At 65.3% G+C, this 15,738-nt stretch carries 17 protein-coding genes; 8 read left to right on the top strand and 9 right to left on the bottom strand.

Annotated features, from left to right (window positions below):
- Window positions 1-233: 233 nt before the first annotated feature.
- Window positions 234-857, bottom strand: a complete 624-nt coding sequence (locus D8W71_RS02790; RefSeq protein WP_121110815.1) for a superoxide dismutase — start codon at window positions 855-857, stop codon at window positions 234-236.
- 240 nt (window positions 858-1,097) lie between these two features.
- On the opposite strand from D8W71_RS02790, the gene D8W71_RS02785 reads away from it, so the two are divergent.
- Window positions 1,098-2,237 carry an acyltransferase family protein gene (locus tag D8W71_RS02785; RefSeq protein ID WP_121110813.1) on the top strand — a complete coding sequence of 380 codons (1,140 nt, stop codon included), beginning with the start codon at window positions 1,098-1,100 and terminating at the stop codon, window positions 2,235-2,237.
- 9 nt (window positions 2,238-2,246) lie between these two features.
- On the opposite strand, the gene D8W71_RS02780 is transcribed toward D8W71_RS02785, so the two are convergent.
- On the bottom strand, window positions 2,247-3,173 hold the full coding sequence (locus D8W71_RS02780) for an LLM class F420-dependent oxidoreductase (protein ID WP_201265351.1): 927 nt from the start codon (window positions 3,171-3,173) through the stop codon (window positions 2,247-2,249).
- Between the two features lie 170 nt (window positions 3,174-3,343).
- Between D8W71_RS02780 and D8W71_RS02775 the strand changes: the two genes are divergently transcribed.
- The 4 genes from D8W71_RS02775 (at window position 3,344) to D8W71_RS02760 (ending at window position 6,542) form a co-directional block, all read left to right on the top strand.
- A complete protein-coding gene (locus D8W71_RS02775; RefSeq protein WP_201265236.1) occupies window positions 3,344-3,688 on the top strand; it encodes a rhodanese-like domain-containing protein in 345 nt (114 codons plus the stop codon).
- 101 nt (window positions 3,689-3,789) lie between these two features.
- Window positions 3,790-4,770 (top strand): DUF4328 domain-containing protein, encoded by a 981-nt coding sequence (locus D8W71_RS02770; protein WP_201265235.1) that lies wholly within the window; start codon window positions 3,790-3,792, stop codon window positions 4,768-4,770.
- Between the two features lie 13 nt (window positions 4,771-4,783).
- Complete coding sequence (locus D8W71_RS02765; RefSeq protein ID WP_121110809.1) at window positions 4,784-5,548, top strand: glycerophosphodiester phosphodiesterase family protein; 765 nt, start codon at window positions 4,784-4,786, stop codon at window positions 5,546-5,548.
- A gap of 88 nt (window positions 5,549-5,636) precedes the next feature.
- Window positions 5,637-6,542: a DUF5926 family protein gene (locus D8W71_RS02760; RefSeq protein WP_201265234.1), complete on the top strand. Its 906-nt coding sequence runs from the start codon at window positions 5,637-5,639 to the stop codon at window positions 6,540-6,542.
- Between the two features lie 94 nt (window positions 6,543-6,636).
- On the opposite strand, the gene D8W71_RS02755 is transcribed toward D8W71_RS02760, so the two are convergent.
- From D8W71_RS02755 to D8W71_RS02735, 5 genes are all read right to left on the bottom strand, one after another.
- Window positions 6,637-7,191: a ferritin gene (locus D8W71_RS02755; RefSeq protein ID WP_121110806.1), complete on the bottom strand. Its 555-nt coding sequence runs from the start codon at window positions 7,189-7,191 to the stop codon at window positions 6,637-6,639.
- A 112-nt stretch (window positions 7,192-7,303) separates the two neighbouring features.
- The gene (locus D8W71_RS02750) at window positions 7,304-7,846 is read right to left on the bottom strand and encodes a ferritin (RefSeq protein WP_121110804.1); all 543 of its coding nucleotides are present in this window, start codon (window positions 7,844-7,846) and stop codon (window positions 7,304-7,306) included.
- Between the two features lie 45 nt (window positions 7,847-7,891).
- Complete coding sequence (locus D8W71_RS02745) at window positions 7,892-9,166, bottom strand: LCP family glycopolymer transferase (protein WP_442972037.1); 1,275 nt, start codon at window positions 9,164-9,166, stop codon at window positions 7,892-7,894.
- 366 nt (window positions 9,167-9,532) lie between these two features.
- Window positions 9,533-10,339 carry a CPBP family intramembrane glutamic endopeptidase gene (locus D8W71_RS02740; protein ID WP_121110802.1) on the bottom strand — a complete coding sequence of 269 codons (807 nt, stop codon included), beginning with the start codon at window positions 10,337-10,339 and terminating at the stop codon, window positions 9,533-9,535.
- 14 nt (window positions 10,340-10,353) lie between these two features.
- Window positions 10,354-11,121: a DUF2470 domain-containing protein gene (locus D8W71_RS02735; RefSeq protein WP_121110800.1), complete on the bottom strand. Its 768-nt coding sequence runs from the start codon at window positions 11,119-11,121 to the stop codon at window positions 10,354-10,356.
- Between the two features lie 107 nt (window positions 11,122-11,228).
- On the opposite strand from D8W71_RS02735, the gene D8W71_RS02730 reads away from it, so the two are divergent.
- The 3 genes from D8W71_RS02730 (at window position 11,229) to D8W71_RS02720 (ending at window position 13,587) form a co-directional block, all read left to right on the top strand.
- A complete protein-coding gene (locus tag D8W71_RS02730; RefSeq protein ID WP_121118442.1) occupies window positions 11,229-11,930 on the top strand; it encodes a hypothetical protein in 702 nt (233 codons plus the stop codon).
- Window positions 11,931-11,995: 65 nt separating this feature from the next.
- Window positions 11,996-12,925, top strand: coding sequence for a prephenate dehydratase (gene pheA, locus D8W71_RS02725; RefSeq protein WP_121110798.1), 930 nt, complete (start codon window positions 11,996-11,998; stop codon window positions 12,923-12,925).
- Entirely contained in the window at window positions 12,922-13,587 is a 666-nt protein-coding gene (locus D8W71_RS02720; protein ID WP_121110796.1) for a histidine phosphatase family protein, read from the top strand. Before pheA ends, D8W71_RS02720 begins: the two co-directional genes overlap by 4 nt.
- Here the strand turns inward: D8W71_RS02720 and D8W71_RS02715 are convergent.
- Together D8W71_RS02715 and D8W71_RS02710 are read right to left on the bottom strand one after the other, a co-directional pair.
- Window positions 13,580-14,398: an ESX secretion-associated protein EspG gene (locus tag D8W71_RS02715; protein WP_121110794.1), complete on the bottom strand. Its 819-nt coding sequence runs from the start codon at window positions 14,396-14,398 to the stop codon at window positions 13,580-13,582. The genes D8W71_RS02720 and D8W71_RS02715 overlap by 8 nt on opposite strands.
- Window positions 14,395-15,648: a PPE domain-containing protein gene (locus D8W71_RS02710; protein WP_201265233.1), complete on the bottom strand. Its 1,254-nt coding sequence runs from the start codon at window positions 15,646-15,648 to the stop codon at window positions 14,395-14,397. The genes D8W71_RS02715 and D8W71_RS02710 overlap by 4 nt, the downstream gene beginning before the upstream one ends.
- Between the last annotated feature and the right edge of the window lie 90 nt (window positions 15,649-15,738).

The following is a 15,738-nucleotide window of genomic DNA, read 5'->3' as shown; positions in this document are numbered from 1 at the left end:
TACGAGTGCCAGCCGTTTCGTTCGCCCACTGTTTTCCGCGCACCACCATCGCTTGAATGGTCCATTCATACGGTCAGATGGCTTGGATGCGACATTCAAGCGGTGGCGCGAGCCCGCGACACAGCCGATCGACCCCACCACACAGCCGAGCGAGCCCGCGACACAGCCGATCGACCCCACACAGCACGAATGGGCCACTGCGCAGTGCGCAGTGGCCCATTCGAGGAGAGGAACTACGGGAAGATGAGTCCTGGGGTCTTCGAGGTCGCGGCTTCGAAGCGAGCCTGGACGTCGGCCCAGTTCACGACGTTCCAGAATGCCTTGACGTAGTCGGCCTTGACGTTCTTGTACTGCAGGTAGAAGGCATGCTCCCACATGTCGACCTGGAGCAGCGGGATGATGCCGAGCGGCACGTTGGCCTGCTGATCGTAGAGCTGGAAGGTGAGCAGCTTCTTGCCGAGCGAGTCGTAGCCGAGCACTGCCCAGCCGGAGCCCTGCAAGCCGTTGGCGGCAGCGGTGAACTGTGCGCGGAACTTGTCGAACGATCCGAACTGATCGTCGATAGCTGCAGCGAGTTCGCCTTCTGGCTTGTCTCCACCGTTGGGGGAAAGGTTCTTCCACCAGATGGAGTGGTTGACGTGTCCGCCGAGGTGGAACGCAAGGTTCTTCTCGAGGAGGAAGATGCTTCCGTGGTCCTCGGCGTCGCGCGCTGCGGCGAGCTTCTCGAGTGCCGTGTTGGCGCCGGCGACGTAGGTCGCGTGGTGCTTGGAGTGGTGCAGTTCGTTGATCTCGCCCGAGATGTGTGGCTCGAGGGCGGAGTAATCGAAATCAAGGTCGGGCAGTGTGTACTCGGACACGTGTTTCCCTTCTCTATCGACGACGCGCTCAACGGTGAAGTTCAGGCGCGTTCGTCCTACTGCGGATTCTCTCTCGTGTTCAACCCAATCTCATTACTACCCCTAGTGCAACCGTTCTACTCGAGACGCATTTCTCGGAATAAATGTGCAGGTGCGCGCCAGCGGTCGAAAGGTCACGGCGAGATAACAAGATGGTGTCTCAATTGGTCCGACGGGTGAACGGGATCCTACGATGGCCGCGTGGGTGCCCCGGGCAGGTCGAGTGAACAGGACAGCTCGACGACCGCTCGCGCCGTCGTCGCCCCCCGGGTCGAACTTGCGGGAGCAAACCTTCTTCGAACCATAGCGGTCCTCGCCGTCCTGTACTCCCACATCTCGTTCTATTTGATCGACGACCGCGGTGAGGGCTGGTGGGTCATCGACGTCGTCTACCGCGTACTCATCGAAGATGCGGGCCTCAACAACCACCTCTCGTTCGTCGGCGTCGCCATCTTCATGCTGCTCACCGGCCTGCTCGTCACCCGATCCGCGATGCGGCAGACCCGACGTGACTTCGCCGTCAGCCGCCTGTCGAGGCTCGTTCCCGCGCTATGGGTGTCGATCGCACTCGCTATCGTGCTGGTCAGGCTCGGGATCAATGGAATGTTCAGTGGTCAGCCCGGTATCAGCAACTCGGAGGCGGCGCTGAGCTTCGTGCTCGGTGGGTTCTTCCTGAAGCCCGAGGTCGCGGTCCTCGGTGTCACCTGGACGCTGACTGTTCAGCTGATGTTCTATCTGTACTGCGTGGCCGCGCGAGACCTTCTCCGCAAGTGGCCCGTGGTCGTACCTCTCCTCGGCGCCGCGCTGTGCGCGGCGGTTCTGGTGTACAACCTCTACATCCCGCAGCCGTGGTCGGTGCCGATGCTCTCGAAGATCGCGGCAACGCTGCCGACGCTCTTCCTCGGTCAGATCATCTATCTCGGCTGGGCGCGCATCATCGGCTGGCGAATGGTCGTCGTCGGTGTGCTCGCGCAGGCCGAAGTGGTTCGCCTCGCCACCGACGTGCATGCGTACTGGGCGGGCGATCAGTATCTGTGGACGATCGTCGTCGTCACCGGTCTCGTCCTGCTCCTCGGGCGGTACGACGGACGAATCGGCAACCTGTGGATAGTGCGGTGGACAGGAACCCGTAGCTACGCGATCTACCTCGTGCACACGTTGATCCTGTACCGGGTGTACGAGAACGTCGTGCCGTACACCGGTCCCACCGGCGCCGTGCTCGCGTTCGTGCTCGTCACGGCCGGGGTGTCGGAGGCCGTGTATCGGTGGGTGGAAACCCCGGCCGCGACGTGGCTGAACGGCCGGCTCCGCACAGGCGGCGGAGCCGCGCGTCGCAGCTGAAGCCGCACGTCACAGCTGTGGAATGACCTCCGACGCCACCAGCTCCAGGTGATCCAGGTCGCCGAGATCGAGCATCTGCAGGTAGACGCGTGAGGCGCCGAGTTCGCCGTACCGCCCGATCTTGTCGACCAACTCCGCCGGCGAACCTGCGGCACCGTTCTCACGCAGTTCGGCGACCTCGCGGCCGATTTTCGCTGCCCGGCGAGCGATCTCGTCCTCGGACTTACCCGCACACAGAACCAGGGCGTTCGAGTAAGCGAGCGACTGCGGGTCGCGGCCTGCGGCGGTAGCGGCAGCGCGAACCCGATCGAATTGGATTCCAGTCGTTTCGAGCGACGCAAACGGAATGTTGAATTCGTCGGCGTACTTCGCCGCCAGTGCCGGCGTTCGCTTCTTGCCGCCCCCACCGATCAGGATCGGCGGGCGAGGAGACTGCACCGGCTTCGGCAGCGCGGGCGAATCGGTGACGGGGAAGTGCTTGCCGTCGTACGAGAATGTCTCGCCGACGGGCGTCTCCCACAACCCCGTGATAACGGCCAGCGACTCTTCCAACTTGTCGAAGCGCTCGCCGAGAGATGGGAACGGGATGCCGTATGCACTGTGCTCGTCCTCGAACCAGCCTGCTCCGAGACCGAAGTCGACGCGGCCACCGCTCATCGCATCGACCTGCGCGACGCTGATGGCCAGCGGGCCCGGGTAACGGAACGTCGCCGACGTCACCAGCGTGCCGAGTCGGATGGTCGAGGTCTCGCGCGCGATTCCAGCGAGCGTGATCCACGCGTCCGTCGGACCGGGCAGTCCGTCGCCGCTCATCGACAGGTAGTGATCGGAGCGGAAGAACGCGCCGAAGCCGAGTGTCTCCGCTGTCTGCGCCACGCGCAGAAGCTCGTCGTAGGTCGCACCCTGTTGGGGTTCGGTGAATACGCGTAGTTCGATTGCCATATGCCGAAGTCTAGGAGCGCACAGACGCCTGTGGATAAAACCGGCATCTGCCCGGTTTCTGTGGATCGGTCTGTGGATAATGTGGACAACTTCCGGCATTCATCCACAAGTGCGTCGGATTTGCGGGTGGCAGCCTAGGCCGAACGCGTGACAAGATCGCGTATGTGTCTGCTCCGGATGTGTCCTCTGTCCCCGCCGCCGAACTTCCCGTCGAGCTTGGTGCGTCGATAATTCTGCTCGACGTTCGCGAGAACGAAGAGTGGCACAGCGGTCACGCACCGGGTGCCGTGCACATCCCCATGGCGGAAGTGCCCTCCCGCATCGGTGAGATCGACGCCGATGCGCAGCTGTATGTGGTGTGCAAAGCAGGTGGACGGTCTCTGCGCGTCGTGGAGTACCTGGCGCAGATCGGCTACGAAGCGACCAACGTCGACGGCGGTATGTCGGCCTGGGAGGCAGCGGGCCGCCCGATCGTGCGCGACGACGGCGCCGAGGCGAGAATCGTCTAGTGTCCGCATTCCAGGTCTGCGCACGCTGCGCGACGCGGTGGCCCGTCGGCACCCGCCCTGCGGTGTGGTGCCCGCGTTGTCACGGAGTGTTGCTGTCGCCGGTGTCTGCTTCGGCGCCCGCGGCAGGCCAGCGGAACTTCAAATGGGTCGCCCGTCGTCCCCGCACCAAATCCCCCCGACGCGTGCAGCCGTCTGCGCCCAGAAGAACAGCAACACCGAAGTACGACGAGATTCCACGCTGGGGTTTGATCGACCGTCCCCGCGCAGTGGCTCAGGATAGTGAATCCCGACTCGTACGGTGGGCCGGTTCGGCGTCCGGATTGCTGCTGCTCGTCGCAGCGCTTCTCGGCCTCGCGGCAGTCGCCGAGTTCGTTCGCTACGGGGTCCTTCTGTACAACCGCACACGTTTGGTGAGCCGAACAACCCTCGCCGCGTCGGATGCGCTGGTCTTGTTCGCCCAGGTCGCGTCCGTTGTCATCGGCGTCGCCGCGGCCGTTGCGTCGGTCTGCTGGCTGGTCGACCGCCGGCGGCTGATGTTCGAACGAGCCGGATTGCGTGACCCGCGCAGCGCGCGAAGCATATTCGTCGGAAGTCTCGTTCCATTCCTCACTCTCGCTCTCCCCGGGGTGTTCCTGACCGAATTGGTCGACGTCAGAGGTCGCGCCGATCGAGATCGATTGCGGATACTGGTGCGCGTCTGGTGGACGGCATGGGTGGCGAACTGGGCTTTCGTGTTGGCCGCTTCTCTGTGGCGGCTACGAGATTCGCTGCAGGCACAGGCCGACGGCGTGCTGCTCTCTGCGGTGGTCGCGCTGATCGCTGCGGCGGTCGCCCTCCTGACCATCCACCTCATGCGGAGGGTCGACGGACTCGGTTGGCGAGGTGGACGCCGGGCGTCGCCCACACGATGGGTCGTCGCGATCCCAGGTTCCACGTCGGGTCCCGCGTTGGTTCCACGTGAAACCAAAGCAGGTGAAACAGGTGAGCCCGAAGCAGGTAAAGCCGAGGTACGTGAAGACGGCATGGCAGCGATCGAGGCGCCGGAATCCGAGGATCAGCCGCTGAAGGTGGCCGCGTCGTGAGCGGAGAACGCGCGTGAGGGCCGAGCGGCGAGGCCCGTTCGTCGTCGCACATCGCGGAGCCTCGGAGGAGAAAAAGGAACATACTCTCGCCGCATACGACCTCGCGCTGCGCCACGGTGCCGACGGCCTCGAATGCGACGTCCGGCTCACCCGTGACGGCCGCATCGTGTGTGTGCACGACCGGCGCGTGGATCGGACGTCGAACGGAACCGGCATCGTCAGCGGACTCGACTACGAGACCCTGCGGGGATTCGATTACGGCGACGGCGCCGAGCCCGCAGACTTGCTGACCCTCGGCGACCTCATTGAGCTGGTGCTCGATTGGACGTCGAAACCGACCAAATTGTTCATCGAGACCAAACATCCGGTGCGCTACGGATCGCTCGTCGAAAACAAGGTGCTGGCCGAACTGCATCGGTACGGGATCGCCCAACCGGCGTCGGCCGCGCATTCGAGGGCGGTCATCATGTCGTTCGCGCCGACGGCGGTCTGGCGAGTTCGACGGTTCGCGCCGCTGCTTCCGACTGTCCTACTCGGCGACGCTTCGTACTATCTCGGCGGCGGAGCCGCCACGACGGTCGGTGCCACCGCGGTGGGGCCGTCGATCAAGAGTTTGCGTGCGCGCCCGTCGATCGTGGACAGGGCTGCGGCATCGGGACGCGCGACGTACTGCTGGACGGTGGACGAGAAGGCCGACGTCGAACTCTGTCGCGATCTGGGCGTCGGATGGGTGGCTACCAACAACCCGGCGCGTACACGCGCGTGGTTGGAGGCGTGAGCGGAGCCTGCGGAGTGAACTGGGGGGCGTGAGCGCATCTCATCCTGCGGAGTGACCTCGGATATTGCTCAGCGTGTAGGTTTCGAGCGTGGGAAAGAGCAAAAGAAACAGTGGTCCGAAGCAGGACAGCAACAGAGCCGCGAAGCTCGCACAGCGTGAGGCCGAGCGTGCGAACCTCCAGGCCGCGCCGACGCGCCCGTTCCAGGGTGTGCAGGCAGAATGCGACCTCGTCGCGCTTCGTGAGTTCGTTCCGTCCGCTACTGCGCCGGTTGTCGTCGACGGTCGCTCTCTGACGATTGCGACGGTTCTTCCGGGTGCCGTCGCCGCGCTCGTGCGCGAGGAGAGCGGGGAGGCCAGAGGATTCGCCGGTCTGCAGGTGCAGGTGCATTCGCCCAACGTGGCCGCCGATCTGTCCAGCGCGTTGTCCTGGGCGTCGATCGCGCAGCCAGGCGAGTCGCTCGAATCGGCGGGTCCGGACGGCAATACCCCGGCACTCAAGGAGGTGCTCGATCCGACGCTGGAGCTCGATATCACCGTGCACCAGAATTTCAACTGGTGGCTGCCTGCCGGCGTCGAGCCTGCCGCAGATGTCGCGGCTACCGTCGAACGAGCGAATCAAGCGATCATGCCGTCCGCGCGGTTGGAGGGCGAAGGCCTGACGGCAGCGTGGTGGGTCGACGCGGGCGACAAGGCGCACCTGCGGTGGGTTCGTCCCGAGAGTGAGGACGACCTGATGTTCGCGCTCGCGCGGTTGCACGCTGCGGGCGATCTGACGCTGGGGGAGGGCTCGCGGTACGCCGGATCGTTCCGGACGCACGGGCTGTTGGTTCCGGTGTTCGATCTCGATCCGGAACTGCACCCGACCGAGTGGGCAGCACCGACATCGGAATTCGGTAGGAAACTAGCCGAGGCTTTGGCGGTAGATGCGCCGCTGACCTCGGAGCAGCGGCGGTCACGTGACGGTCTGCGTGGTCGTCAGGTCACCTTGCGCTGAGCGGCTTCGCTGCCGGAGCAGCTCCGCCGCAGTGGCATGGCTGAGGCCCTCGGCGGGCACTCAACCATGCCACTGTGAGCGCAGCGAACTGGACTTAGACGGCGCCGCCTGCAGCCTTGGGTGCACCGGTGTCGGCCGGGGCGGAGTTGCTGTACTCACGGGCGACGAACTGCTCGAGGTCGAACAGGTTGTGGCCGGCGCGGTCAGCGACGTTGAGCAGCGTCTTCATGCTGGCAACTTCCTCGACCTGCTCCTTGAGGAACCACTGCATGAACTGCTCGCCGAGGTAGTCGCCCTCCTCGCGTGCAGTGCTCGCAAGGGCGATGATCTGCTCGGTGACGGTCTCCTCCTGCGCGAGAGCCAAGGCGATCGGCTCGCGAGCATCGGTGAAAACGGACTTTGCGCCGTCGACGCCGTTGAGCTCGACCGTGATGTCGCGGTCCAGGAAGTACTGGACGATCATCATCGCGTGGTTGCGCTCTTCGACGGCCTGCGCGTAGAAGTGCTTGGCCAACTGCGGCAGATCCGTGTTGGCGAAATAGACGGCGGTCGCGATGTACTGATGCGACGCGTTGAACTCGTTGCGGATCTGATCCCGCAGGAGTCCGTGGAACTTGGAGTGTGTGGTTTCTTTGATGTCTGCGCTCATGAAACAAGAGATTATGCTGGTCAGAGGGCATTGTCATCCAAGTTCACCCTTATTGAGGTCAAGGTTGCCTAAATAAGATCGCCCTAATACTTGACTATGACCAGCAGATTGTTCAGAATGCGCCCGCTTGCTTGGGTGCTTGTGTGGTCCGGTTCACTCGGGTCGCAGTTTCGCGTGCAACGAACGTCTCCACATCGAACAACTCGGTCCCCGCGCGACGGACGACGTTGAGCAGGCTCCGGATACTTGCAACTTCCTCGACCTGCTCCTGCAGGAACCACTGCATGAACTGCTCCCCGATGTAGTCGCCGTCCTCGCGTGCGGTCCGCGCGAGCGCAGTGATCTCGTCGGTCACCCGTAGCTCTTGGTTCAGGGCCAATTCGACTGGTTCGGTGACCGTGGAGAACTCGTCGACGACGTCGCCGATTCCGGAAATTCCGACCTTCGCTTTCCGATCGATCAGGTACTGGACCATCATCAGCGCGTGGCCGCGCTCTTCTGTCGCTTGCACGTAGAACCGACGGGCGAGTTGTGGCAGATCGTTGGTCTCGAACCACACCGCGACGGCGAAGTACTGATGCGACGCCGTGAACTCGTGGCCGACCTGTGTGCGCAGGAGATCGTGGAATCGTGAGGAAGCCGCAGTCGAGGTCATGGAAGGTGAGATTACCGTCAGGGCGCCGTGAAATGGGCGTTCGTGTCAGGGCCCGGACGTTCTGAGCTCGGGGGGTATCTGCTGATCCTGCTCGAGTGCGCCGAAGAACTGCGATGCGCGGTCGGAGTCCCACAGCAGAACGTTGCCGACGTCGGTGTCTTCGAATCCGGATACAGGCACAGTCGTCGTGACCAGTTCTCCGCGCATCGCCCACGCCAGCGCGGCCAAGTTCCAGATGTGGTCGCCGTCGTCGACGCTGAGCGAGGAGGCGGTGTCCTTGACCAATGGCCACAGGCGCAGCGGATTCAGGTACGTCGACGGGCTCGTGGCCTTCGACAGGAGGGCGGACATGAACTGTCGCTGGTTGTTCATGCGATCGAGGTCGGCGAGTGCTGTAGCGCGAGTTCGGACGAATCCGAGTGCTTCCGAACCTGCAAGTTCCTGGCATCCCGCCGGAAGGTCGATACCGGCAAGCGGATCCGAGATGGCGTTCTGTAGGCAGACATCGACGCCGCCGATGGCATCGACGATGCCGGCGAAGCCGCCGAACCCGATCTCCGCGTAGTGATCGATGTGTAGGCCTGTGGCACCTTCCACCGTCTGGACCAGCAGCGGCGCGCCCTCGAACGCGAACGACGCGTTGAGCTTGTCCTGTCCGTACCCCGGAATGGAGACGTACGAGTCACGCGGGAGACTGACCATCGTCGTCGCCCCGCCGCCCTCGGGTATGTGGATCAAAATGATCGTGTCGGTGCGGCTCGGGCCCGTCTCGCCGCCGGTCGCGAGCGCGGCCTCCTGCTCGGGCGTCAACCCGGTGCGTGAGTCCGAGCCGACGAGCAGCCAGTTGGTACCCGGAGTGTCCGCGATTTGCCCGTCGTAGCTGCCCAGCGCATCGACACGTGTCAGAGAACTGTCGACGTAGTAGAGCAGGCCACCGAAGACGAGCAGAAGCGCCAGGAACGTCAGGCCGAAGCGTCGGCCCCAGTGCCGCTTCTTGCGGGCGCGAGGCGGCTTCGCGGGGGCGGGACGTCGTTCGGGGCGTCGCAGCGCCCGTTCAGGCGGTGGGGGCGTCGGGCGGCGGGGAGGCTGATCGTCGGTGTACGGCTGAGGCGTCTGCCGGGGCGCGTAGTCGTTCTGTTCCCGCGCCTCGTGCTCGAGCGGTCGGTACTGCTCCGTCGGTCGGTACTGCTGGCTCGATCCGCGAGACACGACGCCCGGTTCCGGGGCCTGCGACCAGGCCTGTTGACCTTGTGGCGACGGAGTGCTCGGACGTCCGTCGCGCCGGATGACCTGGGTGCCCTCGGGCGGAAGGGGCTGCAGACGATCGGCGGGCGGCTTGTGGCCGGGAGGTGGTTGGCGGTTGCTAGACGGTGGCGGCCGGTAGCCCGGAGGCGGGGACTGGTAGCCCGGGGCGGCTGCCGGTTGCCAGGAGGAGGCGGCCGGTTGCCCGGAGGAGGCGGCCTGTGGCCGGGGTGGTTGGCGGTTGCCCGACGGTGGGGCTGGTAGCCGGGCGGTGGCTGACGCCGGGGCGGTGGGGGCGTGCGGCGATCCGGCGGCGGCTGCCCCGGTCCGGGGTTCCGGCGATCCTGCTGGTCGTCGCTCACGCACCGACTGTACCCAGTGACGGCGAGGTGTCAGGGCAGCCAGTGACGGCACGGCGTCAGGGCAGCCAGTGACGGCACGGCGTCAGGGCAGCCAGGTGAGATGGCCGCGGAGTGCGGTGTAGCCGACGAACGCGACGATGTCTATCAGTGCGTGTGCGATCAGCAGTGGCCACAATCGATTGGTTTTCTGCCAGAATCTGCCGAACACCAGCCCCATCAGGAAGTTTCCGACGCCTGCGCCCACGCCTTGATACAGGTGATACGAGCCGCGGAGCAGCGCCGACAGCAGAAGGGATCTGTTCTCGGACAACCCGAGCCGTCGAAGACGCGAGATCAGGTAGGCGACGACGAGAATTTCCTCGGCCCCCGAGTTCGCGAAGGCGTAGGCGATCAAGGCTGGAATTCGCCACCAGTGATCGTCGATGGTGCTGGGGACGACGGTCAGGTTCAAGCCGACCGCGTTGCCGACGAGGTAGAACACCAGGCCTGGCAAGCCGATCAGCGCGGCCAGGCCTAGCCCCTGAAGCAGGTCCGTCTTGGCCCTCGGGCGAGCGAGCCCGATCAGTCGAGGTCCGAGCCCAGCCCGCCACAAGAGATAGAGCCCGAGTGCGCCCCACGCAGCGAGCCTCAGGATCCGCAGAACTTGATACAGCAGGTCGATGATGCCGAGCGACGAACTCGAGGTGTTCAGCGCGACGGTCTGATCGGACAGACTGCCGGCCAGCAGCGCGTCCTCGACGAGCGAGAGGATGCTGCTCAGGCCGCTCAGGCCGAAGGTGACGAGCAGAACGATCGCGATCTCGATCTTGATTGCTCGTCGCTCGCCCGGTTCGAGTGGTGGCGACGTCTCGGGCTTCGGCGGGTTGATCCAGCTCTTCAGATCGATCACCGAACAAGTATGGGCTAGCCCCTGGCCCGCAATCCGTTGAGGAACGGGCAGCCGGCCAGAACGCGGAGCGCACGGCTCAATGCCATTGTGTCGTCGACGGGTTCGGCGAACCCGAGCCGAACGTCGTTGTCGCCGTAATCGCTCTCGATCCGAAGACGAATGCCGTATCGATCGATTCCCAGCGGACGGATGCGACCTTGACGCAGCGACGGCGGGAGGCGTCGGGCGAGCTGGTTGACGAGGTCGGCATGATCCTCGTCGAGGTGCTGCAGCCAGCTGGTTTCCATTTCCCAGAAGGGGTCCGGCTCTGCTGCGAGTAGGTCTGCGACTGCTACCGGCTCGGCGCCCGTGCTGTCGGCGACGACGGCCGAGCCGAGGATGAGCCGCAGGAGAATCGAGCTGTGCCCGACGTCGAGCAACGCGGGGTGCGGGTGCTCGGCGGCCACAGCCCCTGCCATGGGCCGCATGAGCGACTCCGGCACGGGCCGCAGCTCGCCGCGCAACCACACCAGCGAACGAACCGGCTCGCGCAACGCCAACGGCGCGTGATCGGTCAGTTCGAGAACAGCCGGAACCCCTGCACGGGTCGACTGCCACGCGATGGTGCCCATTGCCGAATCGCTGGGCACCGCCACGACGATTTCGCCGTTCGGACGCAAGTGATGAAGTGACGTGATGACGGGTTCACTGCCTTCGATCGCCAACGCCGCACCCTCAGCGCGCGCACATGCGCTGCGGACTCTTTCTGCGGTGGACGGTCCGGTCGTCGCGCTGCCGATCATGGGCTCCTCCGGTGCGATAGCTGGTAGGTGAGGCAAACCTAAGTTAGTTGACGCTTGCCTGTATCGCAAGTGCTGGCCGCCGATTGCCTCCCGCTACGGTGGGTCGGGTGTCCATCCCCCTGACTCTGGGCGTGCCCGACCGACCCGATCCGCAGGCGCTCGTAGCCGGTCTTCTCCTTCAGCGCTGCGCGGGAATCGACGCCCTTGCGCACACGCACAGCGGAGTGACCGCAGGTCCTCCCGTCCTCGCGGCCTCGCTCGTCAGAGACGTTCCGAAGGGCACCGACTTGGGCAGAATCATCGTTCAACTCGACATCGATCCAGAGGAACTGCGCGCGAGCAGCGCCGCGTACGAGGTGGTCCGGTTCCAGGTCGACGTCGATTCCACAACCGTCGACGACGCAGTTCGACTGAGATTGCCGTCGCCGCTGGTGATCTTCCCCGATGCGACGGAAACGGACGTCATGGACGTCGTCACATCCATCGTCGACAAGGGCCGTACCCCCGGAATCTCTGCTGACGTACGCCCGCGCCACATCGCCGACGTTCTCGCCGTCGTCGCGCACGCGGACACCGGAGTCTCGGCCCGAGCCCGTGACGGCCAGGATGTGCTCGCGATCCTCGCGGCCACCGTCGCAGCCCTGCGAGGTGACGACATCCCGACGGCTCTCGCCGCTCCCAACCTCGGCGCCCTGGCGAAATTACGCCCCGAAGCGGCGCAGGCAGTCCGTACGGTCCTGCTCGGAATCGAGATCGCCGACGCCGCCGGCGCTCACCGCAGCCTCGCCGCAGCGCAGCTGATCGGATGATCTGCAGCGACGCTGCGTGAGTGATCCGAGGCGGGCAGCGCGCGAGGACGACGTAATCTGGGCTGGTGCCAACAATCGGGTATTTCGGTCCGTCGGGAACGTTCACCGAGATGGCTCTCGGCCAGTTCGAGTCTGCGGGTCTGTTTCCGCGCCTCGGCTTCGACGGTGAGGTAGAGCGGGTAGCGCTCCCGAGTCCCACGGCGTCCCTCGACGCGGTCCGCGACGGCCGTGTCGATGCCGCCGTGGTTCCGATCGAGAGTTCCGTCGAAGGGTCGGTGTCACCGACGCTCGACGCCCTCGGCGCTGGCAGCAGACTCCAGATACTTGCCGAGACCGAGGTGGACATCGCGTTCTCGATCCTCGGTGCACCCGGGATCGCGCTGTCCGACGTGCGGTCGGTGCGGGCGTACCCGATCGCGGCGGCGCAGGTGCGTGTGTGGCTGGAGAAGAACATCCCGGACGCCGAGGTGCAGTTCGCGTCGTCGAATGCTGCTGCGGCAGAAGACGTCGCCGCCGGTTCGGGTGATGCGGCGGTGTCGACCCCGCTGGCCGGCGAGCTTCTCGGACTCCCGACACTCGCCGGAGCGGTCGCCGACAACGACAATGCCCGAACACGATTCGTCCTGGTGTCGGCGCCTCGTCCAGCTCCTGCGCGCACCGGTGCCGACCGGACAGCACTGGTGCTGATGCCGGACAACGTTCCGGGTGTGCTACTCGAGGCATTGAGCGAGTTGGGTATTCGAGGCATCGATTTGACGAGAATCGAATCTCGGCCCACCAGAGCGGAATTCGGAACCTACTGGTTCTACGTCGACTGCGCAGGACACATCGACGACGCCGCGGTGGGCGAGGCTTTGCGCGCGCTGCACCGAAAGATGAAGCTCAGATTCCTCGGGTCGTGGCCTGTTGCTGCGGGAACAGGACGCCGCCCTCCGTCGTTGGAGGAGGAGATCGACTGGCTGAGCAGGCTTCGTGAAGGGGAGGGGGACCGATGACGGGAAAGCTCGTACTCGTGCGCCACGGACAGACGTTTTCCAATGTGGACAAGATTCTCGACACCGCACTCCCCGGCGCTTCGCTGACCGAGCGCGGCCACGACCAGGCACGCCGATTCGGTGAGTCCATTACGGGTGCTGCTCCGAGCATCCTGGTGTCGTCTGTTGCATTGCGCGCCGTCCAGACCGCCGAGCACATCGCAGCAGCGACCGGCGTGACGCCGTACCAGCGTGAAGGGCTGCACGAGGCGCAGGCGGGCGAGCTCGAAGGACTCAGCGACGAAGCTGCTCACAAGCAGTTCACCGAGATCTACGGGCGCTGGCACTCAGGTGATCTCGACGCTCGGGTGCTCGGCGGGGACAGCGGGCGCTCGGTGCTCGACCGCTACGTCCCGGTGCTCGACGATCTGCGTGCCGAGTTCCTGACAGAGCTCGATTCGCCGGATGTGGTGGTGGTCAGCCACGGCGCCGCCATCAGGCTGGTTGCGGCGGTACTTGCGGGCGTCGACGGCGAGTTCGCCGCCGACAACCACTTGGACAACACCGAGACGGTCGAGCTGCTCCCGATCGCAGGCGGTGGCTGGTCGTGTGTCCGTTGGGGCACGTTCGTTCCCCCGTTCGAGGGCAAAGGTAGTCGGACAGCCGACAATCCGATCAGCTAGCGCGGGCGCGCGCTGTCAACTCGGCTAGTGCCGATGTGACTCGCCATCCGCTTCCGGGCGACAGGGTGGTCCATCTGCGTCCGTCGGCCGCAGTGCTTGACGTCGCGACGATCCGTCCCCGCCGAGTGTCGAAGAACGCGACAGGGTGCGCTCCAGCGGTTCTTTTGCCGTCACGGACCGAGACCGACGTGATCTCGGCGTGAGCCGAACAGGTGCTCATGGCCGTCGCGACATCGAACGCCCTGCCCTTCTCGACGCCGATTCGAGACAAGCGTGCAGCAGTGCTCGTCACGTCGGTCGGCGATGCGTCGAGCGCCTCTGCCAGGAGGTCGGTCGGGGCTGATATCCCGTCGAACTCCATGGCGTCACCGTCACCGAGAGCGGCAAGGAGCTCGGTAGCCGGATCGTTCTCCGACGCGCGGAGGACCAACGAATCGCCCTTTTTCACTGCGACGACTGTGCCGGAGCTGTTCTCTGCCACACAGATCCTGGCTAGGGATGCCTCTACGGTGAACGGCCTCGGTATCAGTCGTGCGGAGGCGAACCACTGCGGCTGCTCGAGGATCCGCAACCAGATTTCGACGTCGGGATGGATTCGACCGTCCGAAATCACACCGTCCTCGGTGAGCCCGGCACGCCCGCGCGCCAACGCAGCCCCTCGCTGATCGTACGAATCATGGCGTGGGAACACGTCGAGCACCACGGGGAGTTCGACGAGGTTCAAGGCGTCGACGAGAAAATCGATCCTGTCGGCATCGAACTCGGCCGACGACAGGGTGTGGCCGAGCGGCTGGGTTCCCAAGTCGATCAACGATCGTTCCAGGAAGGATCCGCCCCGATAACCGACGGTGCGACGGTGCGTCCATCGGCGAAGTGCTCGAATTGCTTCAAGTAGCCGGGTGTTTCGTGCTCGTCGTCGTCACTGCCCGCGGCCTGGCTGCCGCCCATCGGGGCGCCGCCGTGACCGCCGCGCGCAGCCGCAGCACCGTCGGCCTGAGCGCCGAGAGCCGTTCCCGTTCCCGGCCACCCAGCGCCGCGTTCACCGCCGAGGCCGCCAGCCGATCCGGAAGACCCTGCGACCGGCCCTCCGAGACCCCCTGATCCGGTCCCCGATCCGCCGATTCCACCTCGCAGACCGCCGCCACCGCCGGCAGCTCCGCCCGAGCTCGAACTCGATACGGCCCGCGTAGAGGCAGAAGCGCCGAGCGGCGATTCACCTCGAATCGGTGCCGACGACGCCCCCTGCGCGCCGCCGCCAGCCGAGGGCAATGAACTCGACGCGACAGTGCTGACGATGTTCGACGCGGCCGATGCCACGGTGGTCACCGACGATCCGGCAACCGATCCGGCTGTGCTCGCAAACTGGCCTGCCGCACCTGCCAGCGCCGGATTCTGTAGAGCCGCACCGACGGCAGCCATTGCCGCCTGGGCCGGTGACGTCGTCGTACTGAAGCCGAATATGCTTGTCTCGGAATATGATCGAGAGGAATCGATCGGGCGTCCCTGGCTGTCCACGGCGCCGTCGTTGACGATTTTCGGCGGACGATCGAACGAGATGTGCGCCGCGAGTGGGGTTGTTGCCGCCTCGTAAGCTTCCATCACGATCGCAGCTTGAATGTCGAGTGCGCGATCGGCAGCCTCCAGTGCTTCGGCGCTGCCGTTCAGCGCGCCTCCGGTCGAATACGCTGTCGCCTTGGCCGCCTTGACTGCGACGATCGCTGCCGGATTCGGAATGGTCACCGCCGCAGTCGTGTACGCAGCGGCCTCGCCTGCTGCCAGCAAAGACACCTGCGTCGCCGTCGCCGCCGCACCCTGCGTCCAGGCGAGGAAGCCGCCGAGTCGGGCCTGCGCGGCGTTCGCTGCCTCGCCTTCCCAGCCTGCGGCCAGGACCGCCATCACCCGACCTACGGTGATCGATGCGTCGGTGTATGCGAGCGCAACCGATTCCCACGCGCCCGCGGCAGCAGCGAGAGGGGTCGGCCCTGCTCCCGCGAGCAGCGACGCCGAGTTGACCGTCGCGGTCCGTGGCAGCCACACCACTCCGGTGACTCCGAGTGTCATCTCGTCTCTCCTCTGCAGATCACGTTGCTGCTCCCGGGTTCTCGTGTCATGAAGGGTTCTGGTGTCATGAAGGGTTCTCGTGTCATGAAG

The organism is Rhodococcus sp. P1Y (genome assembly GCF_003641205.1).
In the GTDB taxonomy this organism is placed as follows: domain Bacteria; phylum Actinomycetota; class Actinomycetes; order Mycobacteriales; family Mycobacteriaceae; genus Rhodococcoides.
Note: the sequence above shows the minus strand (reverse complement) of the source record. Positions and strands in the feature narration are given on the sequence as shown.

Excerpts from the sequence above, each read along its gene's own strand:
- D8W71_RS02755 (WP_121110806.1), bottom strand. The coding sequence starts at position 7,191 with ATGAGCGCAGACATCAAAGAAACCACACACTCCAAGTTCCACGGACTC.
- D8W71_RS02750 (WP_121110804.1), bottom strand. The coding sequence starts at position 7,846 with ATGACCTCGACTGCGGCTTCCTCACGATTCCACGATCTCCTGCGCACA.
- D8W71_RS02735 (WP_121110800.1), bottom strand. The coding sequence starts at position 11,121 with ATGATCGGCAGCGCGACGACCGGACCGTCCACCGCAGAAAGAGTCCGC.
- D8W71_RS02720 (WP_121110796.1), top strand. The coding sequence starts at position 12,922 with ATGACGGGAAAGCTCGTACTCGTGCGCCACGGACAGACGTTTTCCAAT.
- D8W71_RS02710 (WP_201265233.1), bottom strand. The coding sequence starts at position 15,648 with ATGACACTCGGAGTCACCGGAGTGGTGTGGCTGCCACGGACCGCGACG.